This is a genomic window from uncultured Cyclobacterium sp. (assembly GCF_963977555.1).
Taxonomy (GTDB): Bacteria; Bacteroidota; Bacteroidia; order Cytophagales; family Cyclobacteriaceae; genus Cyclobacterium.
Genome location: NZ_CAXBPD010000032.1, coordinates 1 through 18,054 on the forward strand (window position 1 = coordinate 1; position 18,054 = coordinate 18,054).

Consider the following 18,054-nt stretch of genomic DNA (forward strand, 5'->3'; position numbering starts at 1 on the left):
AATAAAATTCCGATATTTTTACAACATTTTTTCCGCTACTAACTTAGTATGACGTGGAATATGGTGCTTCATCGTTTTTTCTTGCAATGAAGAGTTACTGTAAGGGTCTGAAATGACACGATAAATTTCATTAAAAAAATAAAAATCAATTAGATAGTTATCAGCTTTTGTTTTCTATAATCATTCCTTTATACAATAAAGCACGATATATTCAACGAGCAATTGAAGCTGTTTTGGCGCAGACGTTTCAGGAATTTGAAATAATTGTGGTCAATGATGGATCAACAGATGGAGGTGAGAAGCTACTCGAGGGATACAAGGACGACAGGATCAAAATAATTAATAAAAAAAATCAAGGAGTATCAATTGCAAGAAATACAGGGATAAAACATGCCAATTTTTTTTATATAGCATTTTTAGATGCAGATGATTATTGGCATAAAAATTATCTGAAAATTACCTCAGATACAATCCTTAAATTCAAAGACGTTGCTATGATAGGCTCTTATTACTCCAGAACCAATCTTTTGGAAGAAACAGGGAGTTGTGAAGTTTTGATATTGCGAAATTATTTTTCAAGAGCAATTCACAATACTTTATTTTCTTCTTCCTCTACTATAATTAGAAAGGATTTTTTTGAGAAAAACGAAGGGTTTAAACCTAAATTAAAAATTGGAGAAGATTTAGATCTTTGGTTTAGAGCGGTTTCATTTTTTGGAAAAGTGTTTTTCATTAAGGAGCAGCTTGTCTTCTATGATTTAAGTGGGTCTGAAAGTAATTTGATAGAAAAGGATTTGAAAGTTTCTATACTTTCTGAGTTTTTGAAAAAAAATTATTTACACCAGAGGAATGATTCATTTTCTATAAGGAAATTTAAAGAAAAATTTATCCTTTTTAATTTATTTGAATATTATTCTTTGAATTCGAATAAACCTATGATTAAGTCATTGTTGAAAGAGGTGGGGTCAAGTTATAGGCTAATTAGATGGTTTTATAAATTACCTAGTCCAATATTGAAGGGATTCTTTTCCAAAAAACCACTTAGTAAGTTATTTAGAAACTACATGAAATTCTGTTTCCGGTACATTTATGTTTAAAATGAGAATTGTTCGTATTGTTTCGGAGTTAGATTTTGGTGGGGTGGAAAAGGTTTTAGCAAATACAATTCCTTCATTGCAAAATGATGATGTGATTAATGTTCAGGTTATTGTCTTGGGTAAAGGTGGTGTAATTAGTTCAGAACTGATGCGTAGAGGTTTTAATGTGCAGGTTTTGGGAGCGAATCCAAGAATCCCAAACCTTAAACTACTTTTTAGGTTAAGAACTTTGTTGAAAATATTCAAACCGCATGTTGTGCATACGCAAGGATCCGAGGCTAATTTTCATGGAATTTGGGCTGCTAGAATAGCAAAGGTTCCGGTAATCATAGGCGAGGAGATAGGTATTCCTAACCACCACAGTTATTGGAAATGGATATTTAAGTGGGTGTACCAAAAAGCGGATTATATTGTAGCCATTTCGGAGGCAGTGAAAAAGCATATCATCGGACTCGGGGAAGTCAAAAACGAGAAGGTAAGGGTCATATATAACCCTGTTGATTTAGCTTTTAATAAACAAGTAGTTAATGGGGAAGTAGTAAATGAATCCTTAGCTTTTAATAAAAAAGAAGAGGATACCTTTGTTTTTGTGACTACTTGTCGATTGGTCCCTATTAAGAATTTGGAAAGATTGATCTTGGTTTTTAAAGAATTAATTTTTTCTAATCTAGGAAAAAATATAAGATTGGATATAATTGGAGATGGACCTGAAAAAGAAAAATTGGAAGAATTAGTGATTAGTAAAGGCCTTTCTGAGAAAATTCGATTATTAGGTTTTCAAACAAATGTTATCGCCTTTTTACATGAGTCTAATGTTTTTGTTTTACCATCCTTCACTGAAGGATCCTCCGTGTCGCTTGCCGAAGCAATGGTTGCTGGCCTGCCATCAATCGTAACCAAAAATGGAGGAGCATCAGAAATCCTAGGAAATTCTGAATCCGGTATTTTGGTTGATCCTACCCAATCTGGAAGTATTCATAAAGCCATGCAAAAAATGCTTGACCATAGTCAAGCCACGCGAGAAGAAATGGGGCTTCGTGCTCAGAAAGAATCCCTTCGATTTTCGATTGACAGTTATATTAAAAAGTTATTAGAAATTTATAAATCTTAGTTTGGCAATTAATTACTAGGAATAAAATTTATTCAATAATGTTCTTTGTGTTACAATTTTCGAATTAATCTTTAAGTTTTGCAATGATTGTTTCGTGGTTTCAGAAAACTCATTCAATTAATGTATACCTATAGTTCCTCATAATGATGTCTAAAATTAGAGTGCTACACTGCATTGAAACCATTGCTTCAGGGGGTGTGGAACAAACACTATTGACGATAATAAGAGGTTTAGATAGTTTAAGGTTCCAACATAAAATTATATGCACTTGGAAGGGTGGTGCGGTTGCGGAAGCATTAGAAAAAGAAGGAGTAGAGTTGATCTCTATTGGCTCTTTTAAACATCCTTTTGAATGGAAGAAGCATCAAGAGGTTTTAAAGGTAATTCGTGGGTTTAAACCTCATATTATTCATGGAGCTGTATTTGAAGGGATGACTATGGCCTCAGTTGGAGGCTTTTTAGGAAATGTCCCAGTAACTATTCTTGAAGAAACTTCTGATCCGCAAAACAGAAGTGTAAAGGCAAACTTTCTTTTAAAGCTTTTCTCGATCCGTGCGGATGCTTTTCAAGCAATTTCAAATGATGTTGGGAATTATTTGAAAATGAAAACAGGTGTGAAATCGAAATCTATTCAAGTAATTTCCAACGGTGTTTTAACTCCAAAAATTTCATCTGCAGTAGAACGAGATAAGTTAAAAAATAAGCTATGTATTAAGGATTCGGAATTTGTTGTTGGTTTTGTAGGTAGATTATACAATAACCATAAGCGATTTACAGATTTGCTAAAGGCAATTAAGTTAGTAAATTTATCATATTTAAAATTATTGGTGATAGGTGATGGAATAGATAAGCAATTACTTTTAAAAGAAATAGAGTTGCTAAGAATTTCTGAAAATCTGGTTCATGTCGGGTACCAATCAGATCCTCATCCTTTCTATGATATTATGGATGTATTGTGTGTGCCCTCTTCGAGGGAGGGATTTGGCCTGGTAGCAGCTGAGGCCATGATGCATGGTTTGCCTGTAATTGCTACTAAAGTGGGTGGTTTAAAAGATGTAATATTGGATAAAGAAACGGGCTTTCTAGTTTCCCCTTTTTCTCCTCAAGAGATTGCAGATAAAATCCAAATTTTAATTAAAAATCCGGGAATTGGGAAAAAAATGGGACAAAAGGGAAAAATTAGGGCTATGGATAATTATTCTGCTGATCGCTATTCCAAGGATGTTGAACATCTATATTTGGAACTATTAAAAGCTAAAGGTATCAATAATTAACCTTTGGCTAAATTTATGGCGTGTAATAATTCACTTTTCATCATTCAAAATCCCCACGAGTGTTAGACTTAATAGTCATACTATTGCTAGGTGTTGTCATGGTCAATTCCAATACAACTGTGTCCAAGAAGTTTGGTCTGCCCTATAGATATGAAATACATCTCCATTATTTATTAGCATATCATTTATTTTTTAGTGGAGTTTTCACCTGGTATATTCTAAATAATGGTGGGGATTCTTTAGGTTACTGGAAATTCGGAATGGAGCAAGTTGTAATAAAAGGGGATAAAAGTTGGTCTGTTTATTTTGGAGAAGGAACCACCTTTATTTTATGGCTTTGTTATATCCCAAGCTATTTGATGGGACTTAGCTATATAACAGGAAATATTCTTTTTGGTTTTTTAGGTTTTATTGGAATTAGGTACATTTTTTTAATGGTCTACAAATACTTTCCGACCAATCATGAAATTTTAGGAATCCCTTTATTTCCAACAGTTTTCTATATCGCCAATATGCATTTTTGGACATCAGGTGTAGGAAAAGACTCCATTTCATTTTGGGCCATAGCCTGGTTTTTATATGCTATTCAACAATATAAAGAAAAATGGTGGCAGGCCTCCATTGCCTTCTTCTTCATTTATATGAACAGACCTCATATGGGACAAGCACTGATAGGGGGGGCAGCCATCGCTTTACTTATGGGGACAGATATTAACAGAGTATATAAGTTCGGTTTGGCGGCATTGGCCCTAATCGGTTCGGTTTATATGAGCTCCTATACGCTACAAGCACTTAATTTAAATGATTTTGAACTGTCAACTATTGAGGCATTTTCATCGAATAAATCTGGACATCTAAATACAATAAATGTAGGTTCAGGCGTTGACATTTCTTCCTATTCTTGGCCCATGAAATTGTTCACTTATCTTTTTAGACCATTGTTTTTTGATGCCCACAATTTTGTTAGTTTTATCAGTTCCTTTGAGAACTTACTCTATTTGTGGTTAAGCCTTTTTATCTATAAGAATTGGTCTGTTGAAGCATTGAGGGACATGCCCTTGTTTTTAAAGGTGGTCATGGTCACCTTTATCCCTGTGACTTTTGCCTTCATGGGTGCACTTAGTAATTTGGGCATCGCAATGCGCATGAAGAATATGCTGATGATCTATTTCTTGCTTTTTTGTTTGTATTTAATAGTCCACAAGAAATATACTCTTTACCTAAGAAGTTTAGATCGAAAAAAATTCTTTCAGCGTAGACAAGCCATTATTGATGCCAAACAAAAGGAAGGCGACCAGTTATAAAACCAATAGTTTGAATTTGTCTTGAAAAAGAAAAAGCTTTTATTTCTTCCCAAATATCCTAGAAAAGGGGCCAGTAGTCGGTTAAGATCTTTTCAATTTTTACCGCTGTGGCAGAAAGAAGGCTATGCTGTATCGGTAAGTTCATTTTTTACTGAGGAGTACCTGAATGCGATTTATAGCCATCAGTCTCCTGGGTACTGGCATGTTTTGAAATGTTATTTCCGCAGGGTTTTTCTTCTTTTTTCCGTTAGAAAATATGATGTGATCATCATTGAAAAAGAGCTTTTCCCTTATCTGCCTGCAATGGCTGAATGGATGCTATCCAAAGTGAAAGGGTATTGGGTTGATTATGACGATGCTGTTTTTCATAATTATGATCAGAAGGAAAATCGGTTGGTATTTTTTCTGATGCCAAGAAAAATTGACCATGTGATGAAGATGGCCAACCAGGTAATTGTGGGAAATGACTACCTGAAGAAAAGAGCTGTTGCTGCTGGAGCTCAAAATATTGATATTTTCCCAACCGTGATTGACCCTCAGAAATACAAAGTTATAAGAACTCATTTACCTAATAAAAAATTGGTTATTGGGTGGATAGGTTCTCCTAGTACCCTTAAATATTTGGAACCCATGGTTCCGGTATTAAATTGGTTGCATGAGCATTATCCTATTAAATTTTTGTTGGTCAATGGGAAAAGCAAAATTAAATTTAAAGGTGAAATGGAATGCATCCCCTGGACAGAGGAGGGGGAAGTGGAGGCCATTCTCAAAATGGATATTGGCATCATGCCTTTACCTGATAACCCATGGGAAAGAGGAAAATGTGCCTATAAACTGATTCAATACATGGCTTGTGGTTTGCCTGTAGTAGCATCTCCAATAGGGATGAATAAGGAGGTTGTAATTCATGGTGAAAATGGGTTTTTGGCCAATTCAAATGAAGAATGGATCATTGCTTTGGGCCAATTGATTGAGGACGCTAATTTAAGGACAGATTTTGGGGTGGAAGGAAGGAAAAAAGTATTAAAGGAGTTTACCTTGGAGGGAAATTTTAAAAGATTTAAAAATATGGTTGACCAAGAATTAACCAAATAATTTCTACTTTAATAGCACTTGCTTTTTTTATAAATACCTTCTTGATCTAACTTCTCTTTATATTCTAGATCTCAGACCTAACTAATTATCTCGAATATCTTATCTACCATTTTTATTGTAAGAGTATTATAGTTTTCCCTTTTGAACGGTATCATCCAAAATTGATTGTCGGGTAAGCCAAATTGTATTTGGGCGATTGATTAAAAATGAGGTTGATAGGGGTGTTTAAGTATGACCTCATAATATTCAGCAAGATATAATTTTGAAAATATTAAAAATTATAATTGATAAAGTAAGAAAGTTAATCCTTTTTGAATAATCCCACTAACGTCATTGCTAAAGACAAAGTCCATAAATAAACATCAAAATAAATTCCTCTAAAAAAGTAAGCTAACCCGAATACAAATGTTGCTTTTTTATATCTAAATAAAACTGAACTTAATAACCATATTCCAAAAACCAGAAAATGAATGGTGAAAGGAATATTGAGTATTAGTGCATTTGCTAAGTGAAAAAATGATGCGAAAATGAGATAAATCCTCCATGATAGCTTTGAATAAAGCAAGAAAATAATCCCTGATAACTCAAATAGGACTCCCGAATAATCTATTATTTCTATTAAAATAGGATTTGCATTTAGAAAAAACTCCGCTAACAAAGGTTTTTGGTTTGAAGAGAAATATATGTCATATACCCATCTTAAAAATCCGCTGGTAGTTAAGTCAAAATCAATCCAATGGTAAGCCTTTTGCAGGCCAGCGGTGAAAAATCCAAATATTATGGAAATACCAAAAAACATCAATGTTTTAGAATGAACTTTTATTTTCTTTTCAGGCCTAATTGCAAAAGATGTGGCAGAATTGGTGAATGCAAAAACTAGGAATATTAATGATCCTAATATGAAGTGGTCAATTTTTCCAAGACTATAAGCAAAACCATTATTAATAACTGTCAATAAGAACAAACCTAGAAATGCAAATCTCGAGAAAAAACCAATTATTGTGGCTAATAGAAAAATAATAATGACATAGTCTGTGATTTCAAAATAAATAGGTGGAGGAAACCCTCCAAATAAATTAGCAATATTAAAAGGTTTTGGTAAAAAAAAGGCTTCAGGAATTGAAGATAGCCATGAATAATTGGGTCTGAAATACAAAAGAAAGACTAAACCAGAAAACACTCTGTAAAAACTTAAATGTTTTTCATTGATATCTGTATTTTTAGTTATTCTGATGAAAAATTCTTTAAAAAAAGATTCAGTAAAGAGGGAAAGTTTTTTCATAAATCAATGTTTCAGACTCTATTTGCTTCCGATTTAAATTGTATTTTTTTTTAATTTTTCTTAATACAAATATTGAATCGGTATACCCCGCATCATTTAAATTTGTACTTAACCAAAGTTTCGAAGCTTTTACTTTTTCTGGATTCAAGTTATTTCCTTCGAATACTTCCTTTATTGTAAAAGGAATAAGGAAGGTATTTTTATATGGTTCCAAACCAAAATTACCTTTCAAAACTGAGTGGAAATAATGGGATGGGATGTTTTTAAGTAAGGTCTGTGTATTTAGTTTAACTAGGGAATCGTTTAAGCCATAAACTTCATATCTTTCAAAGGTTCTAAATTCGTCTTGAACATTTAAAGTTGAAGCACCGGCAGGAAAAATAATGGCTGGATAAATTTCTAATCCTGGTTCCAAAGACTTGATTGTAAATGGAATAAATAGAATCAAAGATATTATAATTGCTTGTTTTGTATTTTGAAATTTTGATGTTGGTTGAATAGGGCTCATTTCTGATGTTTTAATAGATTGTATAATAGTAATTTTAGTCAATTCAAACTATCTATTTCAAAGAAAATTAAACTTTTGAAGGATTTAAAATTTTGATATATTTTTTTACCCTAAAAAATCATTTACCTAATGGTATACCAAGGTGAATTGAATGCAATATTGTGAGTGATTATTGGGATCATGTTCGACCTCATAACGCTTGGTATAAAGCCGAGTGCACTTTAAATTTATTGAATTAAGCACTTGTGAAATAAGCCTTTTATGAACTGATTATCATTATGTTATATACTTTCATTTATTGGCAAAAGCAAGCAATTTGGACCTTTGGAGATATTTCCGGAAATAAAACCCCTTTTAGGCCTAATAGACTAAGATTAAATTATTGATTAGGTGCCTTATTCAATAAATTTATTCAACAGATGACTTAAAGTTAACCTGTGGTACTTCACCTAACTGAATGAATAACGGGGTAATAATTTATGAAAAAATAAATGTTTAGTTAAATTGAATTAAGAATGGTTCATAGCTTTTGCGGATTTAGTTTAGATCTCTAAATTAAGTCCAGATTTAAGGGTGAAGGAAGAAATTTGTTAGTAAGAGGAATTTTTTTTTTTATATTAACGGTGGACCTTAAATATGACAAAAAACTTCTTCTAATATGTCAAATAGCTTTTTAATATGAATACACCATCAATGAAAATACTTTTTATCACTTGGGATTCGGACCAAACCAACTACCTAGAAAATCTTTTTTTTCCGATTTTCACAGGCCTCCAAAAGAAGGTGAAATGTGAATTTTATGTGCTTCAATTTTCCTGGGCGGATGCTGCCGAAGTTGAAAGGATTTCAAACCTGGCTATACAACTGAACATTACCTATGTTCACCATCCCGCATGGCGAAAACCACATCCTGTGATAGGTAGTTTTTTAACAACTCTTAAAGGAAGGAAAGCGATAAAAAAGCTGGTCCAGAGCTATGGAATTACCCACCAAATGCCACGATCTACCATGCCAGCCATGATGGTTAATCCAATTTTGGGATGGCTAAAAGAACGAGGTGTTAAAACTATCTTTGACGCTGATGGATTTCCATTACAGGAAAGAATAGATTATTCAGGTTTAAAGCAAAATAGCTTGCAGTATAAGTGGTTTAAACATGTGGAAAACAAATTGTTAAAGCGATCAAATATTATTTTAGTCCGGTCCGAATTGGCAAAAGAAATCCATTTGAAAAACATTGGAAATCAATACAAAAATAAAATTTTTGTAGTAAGCAATGGTCGAAACAAGGCCTTTTTTAAACCCGACCTTGTGTTAAGGGAAAGGTTTAGGAAGGAACTGTCCCTTAATCCATCAACTGTCCTTTGGTTGTATTCTGGGAGTTTGGGGCCTCAGTACCAATTAAGCGAAATGTTGCGTTTGTTTGAGAACTATCACAGTCGGAATCCATATAGTAAGTTCCTATTTCTTGTTAGGGATGAAGCAGCTTTAAAGTCCGCTATTCCAGCACATTTGAAGGCTTGTATTATCATTAAATCTGTAGCTTTCAATTTACTTCCAGCTTATTATGCAGCTGCAGACCTTGGCATTAGCTTAAGGAAGAGTGCACCTAGCCTAGCAGGAATAGCACCGATTAAAGTAAGTGAGTATTTACTGTCTGGCTTACCTATATTGCTATCTGCTGGGATAGGTGACCTGGAAAAATCAATTGGTAGCGAGAGGTTTTGCTTCATGCACCATGATTATGGAGAAGAGCGCTTTTTTAATTGGTTGACCGCAGCGAAAAACATTTCTAGGGAGGAAATACGGTCAAAAGCCATCCCTCTATTTGATTTAGAAAATAGCTTAAAGGAATATGACTTGGCTATTAAAGCTACTAACGAGTAATCTGATTGGTACAAGACATCGCTTTTATTGGATTTTTATTAATAGTTTCTTTTTTAATAAATAAAAAATGGGCTAAGTCTCGTGGTTATTCAGCGGCAAAAGTCAAATGGTTATTTGCTTTGTGGGTTTATCACATGGCGATTTGCCTCGTTTTTTATCGGTATATAATAATCCATAGTGGAGATAGTTGGAGGTATTGGAACCTTCCTTCAATTGGGGGGGAGGCTTCCTATAACTGGTTGGATTTCTTTGGAACCGGGACCTACTTTATGTATTGGGTCAATTATCCATTTTCTCAAATAGGAGGTTTGGGGTATTTATCAGGAACTTTACTTTATGGATCTCTTTCCTATTTTGGGTTTTTGCTCGCATTTGATATAGTGAATTCAACTTTTACCAAACCCTCTAAAAAATATATTCCACAGATTGCTTTATTGATTTTACTTTTTCCGAATGTTCATTTTTGGACTGCAGGAGTTGGAAAGGAGTCCTTGTTATGGTTGGGATTAATGCTGGTTTTGTTTGGTGTACAGCGATTTCCAAATAAATTAATTTTTATACCCATCGGTTTATTTTTATCCCTTATGGTTAGGCCTATTCAAGGTTTGGTTTTGACTATTTCAGTATTGACGGCGCTCCCTTTTCATAAAATACTTAGTCCCTATCGTAGAAAATTGATACCTGTTGCTGTTTTCTTAATCTTCTCAATATTTGCCTATCGCTACATCCTAGGAAGCTTAATTTATGGGTTCAATTTAAGATGGATAGGGGATATTTTGGAATGGCAAAACCAATATCTTGCTTCATTTGGTGGCGCAAGCGCTATCAATATGAATGATTATAATTGGCTTGAAAAGATTAGTACAATCCTATTTAGGCCCTTTGTTTGGGAGTCAAAAGACTTTTGGACCTTCGCAGCTGGAGTAGAAAATATTTTTAACTTAGCTTTTTCTATTCTTGGATTTTGGAGCTTGTATCAGTTAAAGTTTCAATTTAAAATACCGTTGTATCTTTGGACGGTTTTGGCATATGGGCTACTATTATCAATCTTATTTAGCCTCACCTTAAATAATTTGGGCATCATAATGAGAATGAAGAGTATTTACTTTCCATTTTTTAGTATTATTGCCCTTCACTTATATTATGAAGTAGCTAAAGAAAAGCTAGAGAAATGAATCGTCCAACTTTAGTTATCTCATTAGATTTTGAACTTCACTGGGGTCGCTTTGATAAAGTTTCTCTCCAGAATTGGGAAACTTACTATCAGGTCACAAGAGAGGTGGTTCCTAAATTACTTTCCTTATTTAGTCAATATGACGTTAAAGTAACATGGGCTACCGTAGGAATGTTGATGGCAGAAGGTCCCGAAGAATGGTTGCATTATTGCCCCTCATCAAAGCCAGCTTATAAGAATCCAAGGCTATCTGCCTATAATTGGTTTAATGAAGGACCAAAAAACACCAGTTGCCTATTTGCTCCGGAATTGGTGCAGCGTATTCTTGAGACGCCTGGACAGGAATTAGGCAGTCATACTTTTTCACATTATTATACAATGGAAAAAGGGCATCTAGATCAGGTATTCCGGGAAGATTTATTGGCAGCTAAAAGGATTGCTCAAGGAAAATATGGAATAGAACTAAGCTCCCTGGTTTTTCCTAGAAATCAATACAGTGCAAATGCCATACAGGTCGCAAGTGATTTGGGATTTACGGCTGTCAGGACAAATCCTGTAGATTGGTTTTGGAAAACACCTGAAAAAAGGGACTTATTGAAAAAAATTTGGAGGACATCGGATTCAATACTTTCCTTGGGTAAAAGAACCTCCTATCAGCTTGATAAAAAAAGTGGACCAAATCCTGTTTTACTTCCTGCATCACGTTTTTTGAGACCTTACCATCCTAAGTTAGGAAAAATCAATAATTTAAAAATTGACCGTATAATCAACGAAATTACTACTGCTGCCACCAACAATGAAGTCTACCATATTTGGTGGCACCCCCACAATCATGGTCACTATCCTGACCAAAGCTTAAATGAAGTAAAACAAATCCTGGAACATTTTTCTGCTTGTAGAGACCAATATGGAATGCAGGCCCAATCCATGAAAGGTATTGCTCACAGCTTAATTCCATCGCATTGACACAATATAGATATGGTACACTTTAAAATAATATAACAACCTATTCTTCAAATCTAGTCTATTAAAAAGATTAACTTGAGTCAGTAAAATTTTTGCAATACCTGTTAGCAATATTAAATACCCATTGAATTTTGGGTTTCTCTTTTTGCTTTTACCTCGAGAATTAATTAGCGCATACCTTGTCTTTGAATTTTCAAAAAAAAGCCCTTTCACCTGTTGCAACGAAAGGGCATAGAAAATGCTATTTCATAATATGTGTTTAATTAAGCTTATAATTTGTCCCCTTGATGAATATGTATTTATTTTGGCCTTTCTAAACACAAATCACCATGAACCTATCAAAATTTAAAGCCAGTATTCAAGAAGGGCTTATGCCGGAAGATTTGACTGTTTACTTGCATTCGCTATGGTTGGATGGCAGGGGTGACTGGGATAAGGCCCATGCACTAATAGATCAAATGGAAGACGTTGATGCTGCATTTTTGCACGCATACCTTCACAGGAAGGAAGGAGATTTGGGAAATGCCTCCTATTGGTACAATAGGGCAGGTAAAACTAAACCAAACATAAGCTTAGCTGAAGAATGGGAACAGATGGTTTTGTATTTTTTGGAAAAAAGTGCGAAATAAAGAAGATTATTTTTTTTGGGGTAAACTTTTATTCCTCTTTTTCTTGTTATTCGCATAATAGTAGCATCCAAATTAGAATTTAAGAATGAAAATAGCATTAATTGCCCACGATGGGAAAAAAGCAGATATGGTTCATTTTATTGGTGGATCTAAAAAAGCACTGGAAGGAATCACACTAGTCGCTACTGGCACAACTGGATCACATATTGAGAAAGCAGGGTTCGTAGTAGAAAAGTTGCTTTCTGGACCTTTAGGAGGTGATGCACAAATCGGTGCGATGGTGGCGCAGAAAGAGTTAGATATGGTCATTTTCTTTAGGGATCCTTTAGGTAAACATCCCCATGAACCAGATGTTCAAATGCTAATGAGAATTTGTGATGTCCACAATATTCCTTTGGCCACCAATTTAGCCGGGGCCGAACTAATGATTAAACATATCGAAAGATAAGCGACGAATTCATAGAATAGTAACATGCAAGACCAACCTATCAACATAAAAAAAATTGGAGTATTAACCTCAGGTGGCGATGCTCCAGGGATGAATGCCGCCATTCGTGCCGTGGTACGAGCAGGATTTTATTATAACTTAGAAGTCTATGGTATCTACCGTGGCTATGAAGGAATGATCAACAACGATATTCGTAAATTGGATAGTCGATCAATTGCCCATGTGCTGGAAAGAGGTGGTACCTTTTTAAAATCTGCGAGGAGTGTAGAGTTTCGTACACCTGAAGGTAGAAAAAAAGCATACGATAACCTCAAAAGTCATGGCATTGATGCATTGGTGGTGATTGGGGGCGATGGCTCTCTCACAGGTGCTCACTTGTTTTATAAAGAGTTTGGAATTCCTGCAGTAGGTCTTCCAGGCACCATTGACAATGACCTTTTTGGAACAGATTTAACTATCGGTTTTGATACTGCCTGTAATACTGCGATTCAAGCCATCGATAAGATCAGGGACACAGCTACCTCTCATGACCGCCTGTTTTTCGTAGAAGTAATGGGTAGAGATGCTGGATTTATAGCCATCAATTCAGGTATAGGTAGCGCAGCAGCAGCCATTTTAATTCCCGAAAAGAAATTCCCAGTTGAGAAATTAATTGACAGGCTAAAATTCAGGGAAAAGGCAAAAAAGGAGAGTAATATCGTCATTGTAGCCGAGGGAGGTAAAAGTGGTGGAGCGCAAGAAATTGCAGAGAAAGTGAAAAAAATCTTACCTTCTTATGATATAAAAGTGACTATTTTGGGTCATCTGCAACGGGGTGGAGCGCCATCATCATTTGACAGAATTTTGTCTAGTAAATTGGGTGTATCTGCCGTTGAAGGCCTTTTACAAGGAAAATACGATGTGATGGTGGGTATTATTAACAATAAAATTGTCTTTACGCCCATAAAAAGGGCAATTATAGATGATAAAAAAGTAGATGAAGAAGATTTGCGAATTGCTGGAATTCTTTCTACCTGATAAAAGATCATTGATCTGTGTAGGTTTTATCAAATTGCAATCTTCTTTGCCATTTTTCCAGCAGTATTTACAAATATCAGGGATTGAAGGGATTTAAAGAACCTTATTATATGCATAAAATTGCTTGTCTCAATATTTATTGACAGAACTTAAAAGTTTAGGTTTTTAAAGTTATAACAGCCACTGAAAATTCAGTGGCTGTTTTGCTAGGAAGAAATTTTCATTTTCTATCATTTTTAGTCATATTGTAAGTTAATATGTAATTATATTTAAACATTACCCAAAATTAACTTATCAAATATGAAAAAAAGTACCCAACACCTACAGCAACGGTATCATGATGAGAAAAGCGCTAATGTAGGCAGTCCTGAACGGTCACAGCCATTGTTTGAAGAGCCTAAGAATGAGAGACGGTCGTTCTTTAAGAAAGCTGCTTTAGGCGGGTTGAGTTTAGGGGGAATGATGACTTTACCCATAGAGGATACACTAGCGCACACTACGTCTAGAGTGAACCGTTCCTCTAATCCTTCAGATTTAAAAATTACGGATATGCGCATTGCCCAATATGGCAATGTTCCCCTACTAAAAATTTATACCAATCAAGGGATTCATGGCTTGGGAGATGTAAGAGATGGTGCAGATAAGCGTTATGCCTTGATGTTAAAAAGTAGGATATTAGGTGAGAACCCCTGCAATATTGAGAAAATCTTTAAAAGCATAGAACAATTTGGCTGGCATGGTAGGCAAGGTGGCGGTGTTTCAGGGGTAGAGATGGCCCTATGGGATCTTGCAGGCAAAGCCTACGGCGTTCCTTTGTATCAGTTATTGGGAGGTAAATTTAGAGACAAGGTTAGGATTTATGTGGATACCCCTACGGTACAGGACCCAGACGAGTTCGCCAATAAAATGAAGGGTAGGGTTGACATGGGTTATACCATGTTAAAAATGGACATTGGAATAGGTTTGATCAAGGATCAAAAAGATACTTTGACTAATAAGTCACCTTGGGGCCCTATGAGAGGTTGGTCTGACAAGGATGTCATGAGCTATACCCAAACGCCTCATCAGTTTACCCATGTTCAAATTACGCCCAAAGGTTTGGAGAAAATGGTGGAATATGCTGCAAAGGCCAGAGAAAAGGTAGGGTTTGAAATACCTTTGGCAATAGACCACTTTGGCCATATGGGATACAATGAAATGATCAAATTGGCCAAGGCATTTGAGCCTTATAATATTGCTTGGTTGGAGGATTTGATACCATGGCAAAATACTGAACAATGGAAGCGAATTACTGAATCCATATCAACTCCTACGCTTACGGGTGAAGATGCCTATCACAAGAAAAACTTCAAAGACCTCATAGAGACCAGGGCAGTAGATTTGGTACATCCTGACCCAGGAAGTGCTGGAGGTTACCTACAAACCAAAAAAATTGGGGATTATGCTGAAGAATTCCAAATTGGGATGGCACTTCATCATGCCGCCTCACCCATCACCTTTATGGGGACAGTACATGCAGCAGCGGCCACTTATAATTTTATTGGGCTTGAGCACCATTCAGTAGACAATCCATGGTGGGAAGACCTGGTTACTGGTGTGGATAAGCCATTTGTGAAAGATGGGTATGTGACAGTGCCTGAATCACCAGGAATTGGTCTGGAACTTAATGAAGATGAAGTTAAAAAAAGGTTAAGAGAAGGAGAGCAATTTTTCGCACCTACTGACGATTGGAATGAAATCAAATCTTGGGACAGAACCTGGAGCTAACCTAACATATAACAACCCAGTGATATTTACTGGGTTGTTATAATTAATTTTTAGCTATTTAATCTCAAATAAGTTTTGCTATACTTGTAGGGATATTGATTAAGGCGGATATCAATTGGGAATATTTTTGTTGGGTTTAGCTTTTTCGATGTAACCTATTTGTATAAAGAATTCAGCACAATTAAATAGTTGTTTATAAAAGTTAATTTTAAATACTTGATAAGTAGAATGAGATCAAAACAAATTCTTTCAATCCTCTTACAATTGGCCGTTGCTGGTCTGGTAATTATTTTCACTGCTTATTTGCTTCCAGGGATAATGGTGGAGGACTTTTTAACAGGAGTTCTGATCGCGGCCCTTTTGGCTTTGTTGAATGTTACCGTTAAACCAATCTTGATATTTTTCACCATCCCTATTACCATACTCACTTTAGGTTTGTTTTTATTGGTAATAAACGCCCTCATGGTATTGCTGGCAGCAGATATTGTAAATGGATTTTCAGTGGGGAACTTCTGGTGGGCACTTTTATTCAGTTTGGTGCTTTCGCTGGTGAATTCTATTCTAGGAATTTCCTTGGGCAGTCGTTTAGGAAAGTGATTTTTAATTACCTCTTGAATTTGCATTAACAAATAATAATTTGCATTTTATAGCTTATTACCAGTAAGTGCTACCTTAACAAATGATTTTCATATAAAGTAGGTGCTTATTTATCCCATTAACCGATTTTTTTTTAATAAAGGCATTTTTTTTAAAATGTAAAAGATTGTAAAATATTGAGTAGATACTATGAAGTAGTATTTAATTTTTATTTTATTGTAACTTAAATACAGCAGAAGCGATTTATTAACCCACCCTTCAGAAAATGAAATACCCAAACGATGGTTTTTTACCTGAAAATATAGAAGGTCTAAAGCAAGAATTAATTTCTAGCAATAAAAGTTTTAAAATTATCCCTAGTGAGGACAATACGGATGAGTATGTCAATTTTCATTTCATAGGGAAATATGAAGGCAAAGACGTGATTTATGACGCCGTACTTTACACCCTTAAGCTACATTATCAAAGTGAGCTCTACGAATTGGCTGAACATGAGGTGGCTAAAAAATTCCCCAATTATAAAGGAATTAAATATGAGGAGGATGAGAATGGAAACCTTATTCCATTGAAAACTGAAGAAGAAGAAATAGGTTGGTTCATTACAGAAATGATAATGGACATGGAAGAAGAGGGTACTGTCAGGGTTCAGGAATTTTTAGGTTTAGATACCAATCATGATTTTGGCATTGGCTTAGATGCAGCCCTTAACATAGAATCAATTGACGAAGAGGCCCTCGAAAAGTTTATTGAATCCTTCAATGACGATACGCTTAAATTAGATGATACCTTTTACACTTTCGAATCGGAGGAAGAAGAAGAGGACTGAGCGGTAGGAATAGGGGATTTACCTATTTAAAAACACAATCCATTTATGTTAAAAGTAGCTTGGTCTACAAAATATGCGCACCGTTTACCGGAAGGGCATAGATTTCCCATGGAGAAATATGAACTACTGCCGGAGCAGTTGGTTTATGAAGGGACATTGACAAATAAAAATTTCTTTGAACCGGTCCTGCTTGAAGAAGGATTAATCACTGCTGTCCACGATCCTGTATATCTTCAAAAATTAAAGCAACTTACGTTAAACAAAGCAGAAATCAGAAGAACAGGGTTTCCATTAAGTGCAGATTTAGTGGAAAGAGAAATTCAGATTATGAATGGTTCTGTCATGGCTGCTATAAATGCGCTTGACGACGGTATTGGGATGAATATTGCTGGGGGAACACACCATGCGTTTAAGGATAGGGGGGAAGGATTTTGTTTACTTAATGACATTGCGATTACGGCAAAATGCTTATTGTCGCAAAATAGGGCAAAGCAAATATTAGTAGTTGACCTCGATGTTCATCAAGGCAATGGTACTGCCTCCTTGTTTTTAAATGATCCACAAGTTTTCACCTTTAGTATGCATGGGAAACACAACTATCCCATGCATAAAGAGCGGTCTGATTTGGATGTCCCACTGGAGGATAAAATAGATGATAAGCGCTATCTTGATTTATTAGATAGTCATTTAAAAGGACTATTGGATAAAGTTGCCCCAGATTTCATTATCTACCAATCAGGGGTAGATGTTTTGGCCACTGATAAACTTGGAAGATTGGGTTTATCCCTAGAAGGCTGTAAAGAAAGGGACAGGTTGGTGCTGTCTGAAGCAAAAACTAATGACATCCCAATCATGTGTTGCATGGGGGGTGGCTATTCTTTGGAGATAAAGAATATCATAGAAGCACATGCCAATACTTTTCGATTGGCTCAAGAAATATTTTTTTGAACACTAGAATAGGCTGAGTTAAATATGTTTTTCAGGATTTATAAAACCTGGCTTATAGAAATTCAGCTATTTTCTATTTATTAAGGTCCTTAGAATTTGTAAAAGATTAAGAATTCTTATATTT

The 18,054-nt window shown here is 35.2% G+C and carries 17 protein-coding genes; 15 read left to right on the forward strand and 2 right to left on the reverse strand.

The window, feature by feature from the left end; all coding sequences use genetic code 11:
* Positions 1-167: 167 nt before the first annotated feature.
* The 5 genes from AAC073_RS24055 to AAC073_RS24075 all read left to right on the forward strand — a co-directional run bounded on the left by AAC073_RS24055 (position 168) and on the right by AAC073_RS24075 (position 5,881).
* Positions 168-1,097 carry a glycosyltransferase family A protein gene (locus tag AAC073_RS24055; protein WP_339926338.1) on the forward strand — a complete coding sequence of 310 codons (930 nt, stop codon included), beginning with the start codon at positions 168-170 and terminating at the stop codon, positions 1,095-1,097.
* Between the two features lies 1 nt (position 1,098).
* Positions 1,099-2,208, forward strand: coding sequence for a glycosyltransferase (locus AAC073_RS24060; protein ID WP_339926339.1), 1,110 nt, complete (start codon positions 1,099-1,101; stop codon positions 2,206-2,208).
* Between the two features lie 143 nt (positions 2,209-2,351).
* Entirely contained in the window at positions 2,352-3,482 is a 1,131-nt protein-coding gene (locus AAC073_RS24065; protein ID WP_339926340.1) for a glycosyltransferase, read from the forward strand.
* Positions 3,483-3,541: 59 nt separating this feature from the next.
* Entirely contained in the window at positions 3,542-4,786 is a 1,245-nt protein-coding gene (locus tag AAC073_RS24070; protein ID WP_339926341.1) for a hypothetical protein, read from the forward strand.
* Between the two features lie 21 nt (positions 4,787-4,807).
* On the forward strand, positions 4,808-5,881 hold the full coding sequence (locus AAC073_RS24075; RefSeq protein WP_339926342.1) for a glycosyltransferase family 4 protein: 1,074 nt from the start codon (positions 4,808-4,810) through the stop codon (positions 5,879-5,881).
* Between the two features lie 301 nt (positions 5,882-6,182).
* On the opposite strand, the gene AAC073_RS24080 is transcribed toward AAC073_RS24075, so the two are convergent.
* Together AAC073_RS24080 and AAC073_RS24085 are read right to left on the reverse strand one after the other, a co-directional pair.
* Positions 6,183-7,163, reverse strand: a complete 981-nt coding sequence (locus AAC073_RS24080; protein ID WP_339926343.1) for a hypothetical protein — start codon at positions 7,161-7,163, stop codon at positions 6,183-6,185.
* Positions 7,138-7,671 carry a hypothetical protein gene (locus tag AAC073_RS24085; RefSeq protein WP_339926344.1) on the reverse strand — a complete coding sequence of 178 codons (534 nt, stop codon included), beginning with the start codon at positions 7,669-7,671 and terminating at the stop codon, positions 7,138-7,140. Before AAC073_RS24085 ends, AAC073_RS24080 begins: the two co-directional genes overlap by 26 nt.
* Positions 7,672-8,349: 678 nt before the next feature.
* Here AAC073_RS24085 and AAC073_RS24090 point away from each other — a divergent pair.
* The 10 genes from AAC073_RS24090 to AAC073_RS24135 all read left to right on the forward strand — a co-directional run bounded on the left by AAC073_RS24090 (position 8,350) and on the right by AAC073_RS24135 (position 17,930).
* Entirely contained in the window at positions 8,350-9,558 is a 1,209-nt protein-coding gene (locus AAC073_RS24090) for a hypothetical protein (protein WP_339926345.1), read from the forward strand.
* 134 nt (positions 9,559-9,692) lie between these two features.
* Entirely contained in the window at positions 9,693-10,733 is a 1,041-nt protein-coding gene (locus AAC073_RS24095) for a hypothetical protein (protein ID WP_339926346.1), read from the forward strand.
* A complete protein-coding gene (locus AAC073_RS24100; protein ID WP_339926347.1) occupies positions 10,730-11,698 on the forward strand; it encodes a polysaccharide deacetylase family protein in 969 nt (322 codons plus the stop codon). The genes AAC073_RS24095 and AAC073_RS24100 overlap by 4 nt, the downstream gene beginning before the upstream one ends.
* 329 nt (positions 11,699-12,027) lie before the next feature.
* Positions 12,028-12,327, forward strand: coding sequence for a hypothetical protein (locus AAC073_RS24105; protein WP_339926348.1), 300 nt, complete (start codon positions 12,028-12,030; stop codon positions 12,325-12,327).
* Positions 12,328-12,412: 85 nt separating this feature from the next.
* Positions 12,413-12,775, forward strand: coding sequence for a methylglyoxal synthase (locus AAC073_RS24110; protein WP_339926349.1), 363 nt, complete (start codon positions 12,413-12,415; stop codon positions 12,773-12,775).
* Positions 12,776-12,799: 24 nt separating this feature from the next.
* Positions 12,800-13,792, forward strand: coding sequence for a 6-phosphofructokinase (gene pfkA, locus AAC073_RS24115; RefSeq protein WP_339926350.1), 993 nt, complete (start codon positions 12,800-12,802; stop codon positions 13,790-13,792).
* Positions 13,793-14,092: 300 nt separating this feature from the next.
* Positions 14,093-15,559: a mandelate racemase/muconate lactonizing enzyme family protein gene (locus AAC073_RS24120; RefSeq protein ID WP_339926351.1), complete on the forward strand. Its 1,467-nt coding sequence runs from the start codon at positions 14,093-14,095 to the stop codon at positions 15,557-15,559.
* A gap of 228 nt (positions 15,560-15,787) precedes the next feature.
* A complete protein-coding gene (locus AAC073_RS24125; RefSeq protein WP_339926352.1) occupies positions 15,788-16,156 on the forward strand; it encodes a phage holin family protein in 369 nt (122 codons plus the stop codon).
* 265 nt (positions 16,157-16,421) lie between these two features.
* Positions 16,422-16,982: a hypothetical protein gene (locus AAC073_RS24130; RefSeq protein ID WP_339926353.1), complete on the forward strand. Its 561-nt coding sequence runs from the start codon at positions 16,422-16,424 to the stop codon at positions 16,980-16,982.
* 45 nt (positions 16,983-17,027) lie between these two features.
* Positions 17,028-17,930 carry a histone deacetylase gene (locus AAC073_RS24135; protein ID WP_339926354.1) on the forward strand — a complete coding sequence of 301 codons (903 nt, stop codon included), beginning with the start codon at positions 17,028-17,030 and terminating at the stop codon, positions 17,928-17,930.
* The last annotated feature ends 124 nt before the right edge of the window (positions 17,931-18,054 follow it).

What these genes read in the sequence shown, in the direction of transcription:
- AAC073_RS24060 (WP_339926339.1), top strand. Translation starts at nt 1,099, where the DNA reads ATGAGAATTGTTCGTATTGTTTCGGAGTTAGATTTTGGTGGGGTGGAA.
- AAC073_RS24065 (WP_339926340.1), top strand. Translation starts at nt 2,352, where the DNA reads ATGATGTCTAAAATTAGAGTGCTACACTGCATTGAAACCATTGCTTCA.
- AAC073_RS24080 (WP_339926343.1), bottom strand. Translation starts at nt 7,163, where the DNA reads ATGAAAAAACTTTCCCTCTTTACTGAATCTTTTTTTAAAGAATTTTTC.
- AAC073_RS24085 (WP_339926344.1), bottom strand. Translation starts at nt 7,671, where the DNA reads ATGAGCCCTATTCAACCAACATCAAAATTTCAAAATACAAAACAAGCA.
- AAC073_RS24090 (WP_339926345.1), top strand. Translation starts at nt 8,350, where the DNA reads ATGAATACACCATCAATGAAAATACTTTTTATCACTTGGGATTCGGAC.
- AAC073_RS24095 (WP_339926346.1), top strand. Translation starts at nt 9,693, where the DNA reads ATGGCGATTTGCCTCGTTTTTTATCGGTATATAATAATCCATAGTGGA.
- AAC073_RS24100 (WP_339926347.1), top strand. Translation starts at nt 10,730, where the DNA reads ATGAATCGTCCAACTTTAGTTATCTCATTAGATTTTGAACTTCACTGG.
- AAC073_RS24105 (WP_339926348.1), top strand. Translation starts at nt 12,028, where the DNA reads ATGAACCTATCAAAATTTAAAGCCAGTATTCAAGAAGGGCTTATGCCG.
- AAC073_RS24110 (WP_339926349.1), top strand. Translation starts at nt 12,413, where the DNA reads ATGAAAATAGCATTAATTGCCCACGATGGGAAAAAAGCAGATATGGTT.
- pfkA (WP_339926350.1), top strand. Translation starts at nt 12,800, where the DNA reads ATGCAAGACCAACCTATCAACATAAAAAAAATTGGAGTATTAACCTCA.
- AAC073_RS24120 (WP_339926351.1), top strand. Translation starts at nt 14,093, where the DNA reads ATGAAAAAAAGTACCCAACACCTACAGCAACGGTATCATGATGAGAAA.
- AAC073_RS24125 (WP_339926352.1), top strand. Translation starts at nt 15,788, where the DNA reads ATGAGATCAAAACAAATTCTTTCAATCCTCTTACAATTGGCCGTTGCT.
- AAC073_RS24130 (WP_339926353.1), top strand. Translation starts at nt 16,422, where the DNA reads ATGAAATACCCAAACGATGGTTTTTTACCTGAAAATATAGAAGGTCTA.
- AAC073_RS24135 (WP_339926354.1), top strand. Translation starts at nt 17,028, where the DNA reads ATGTTAAAAGTAGCTTGGTCTACAAAATATGCGCACCGTTTACCGGAA.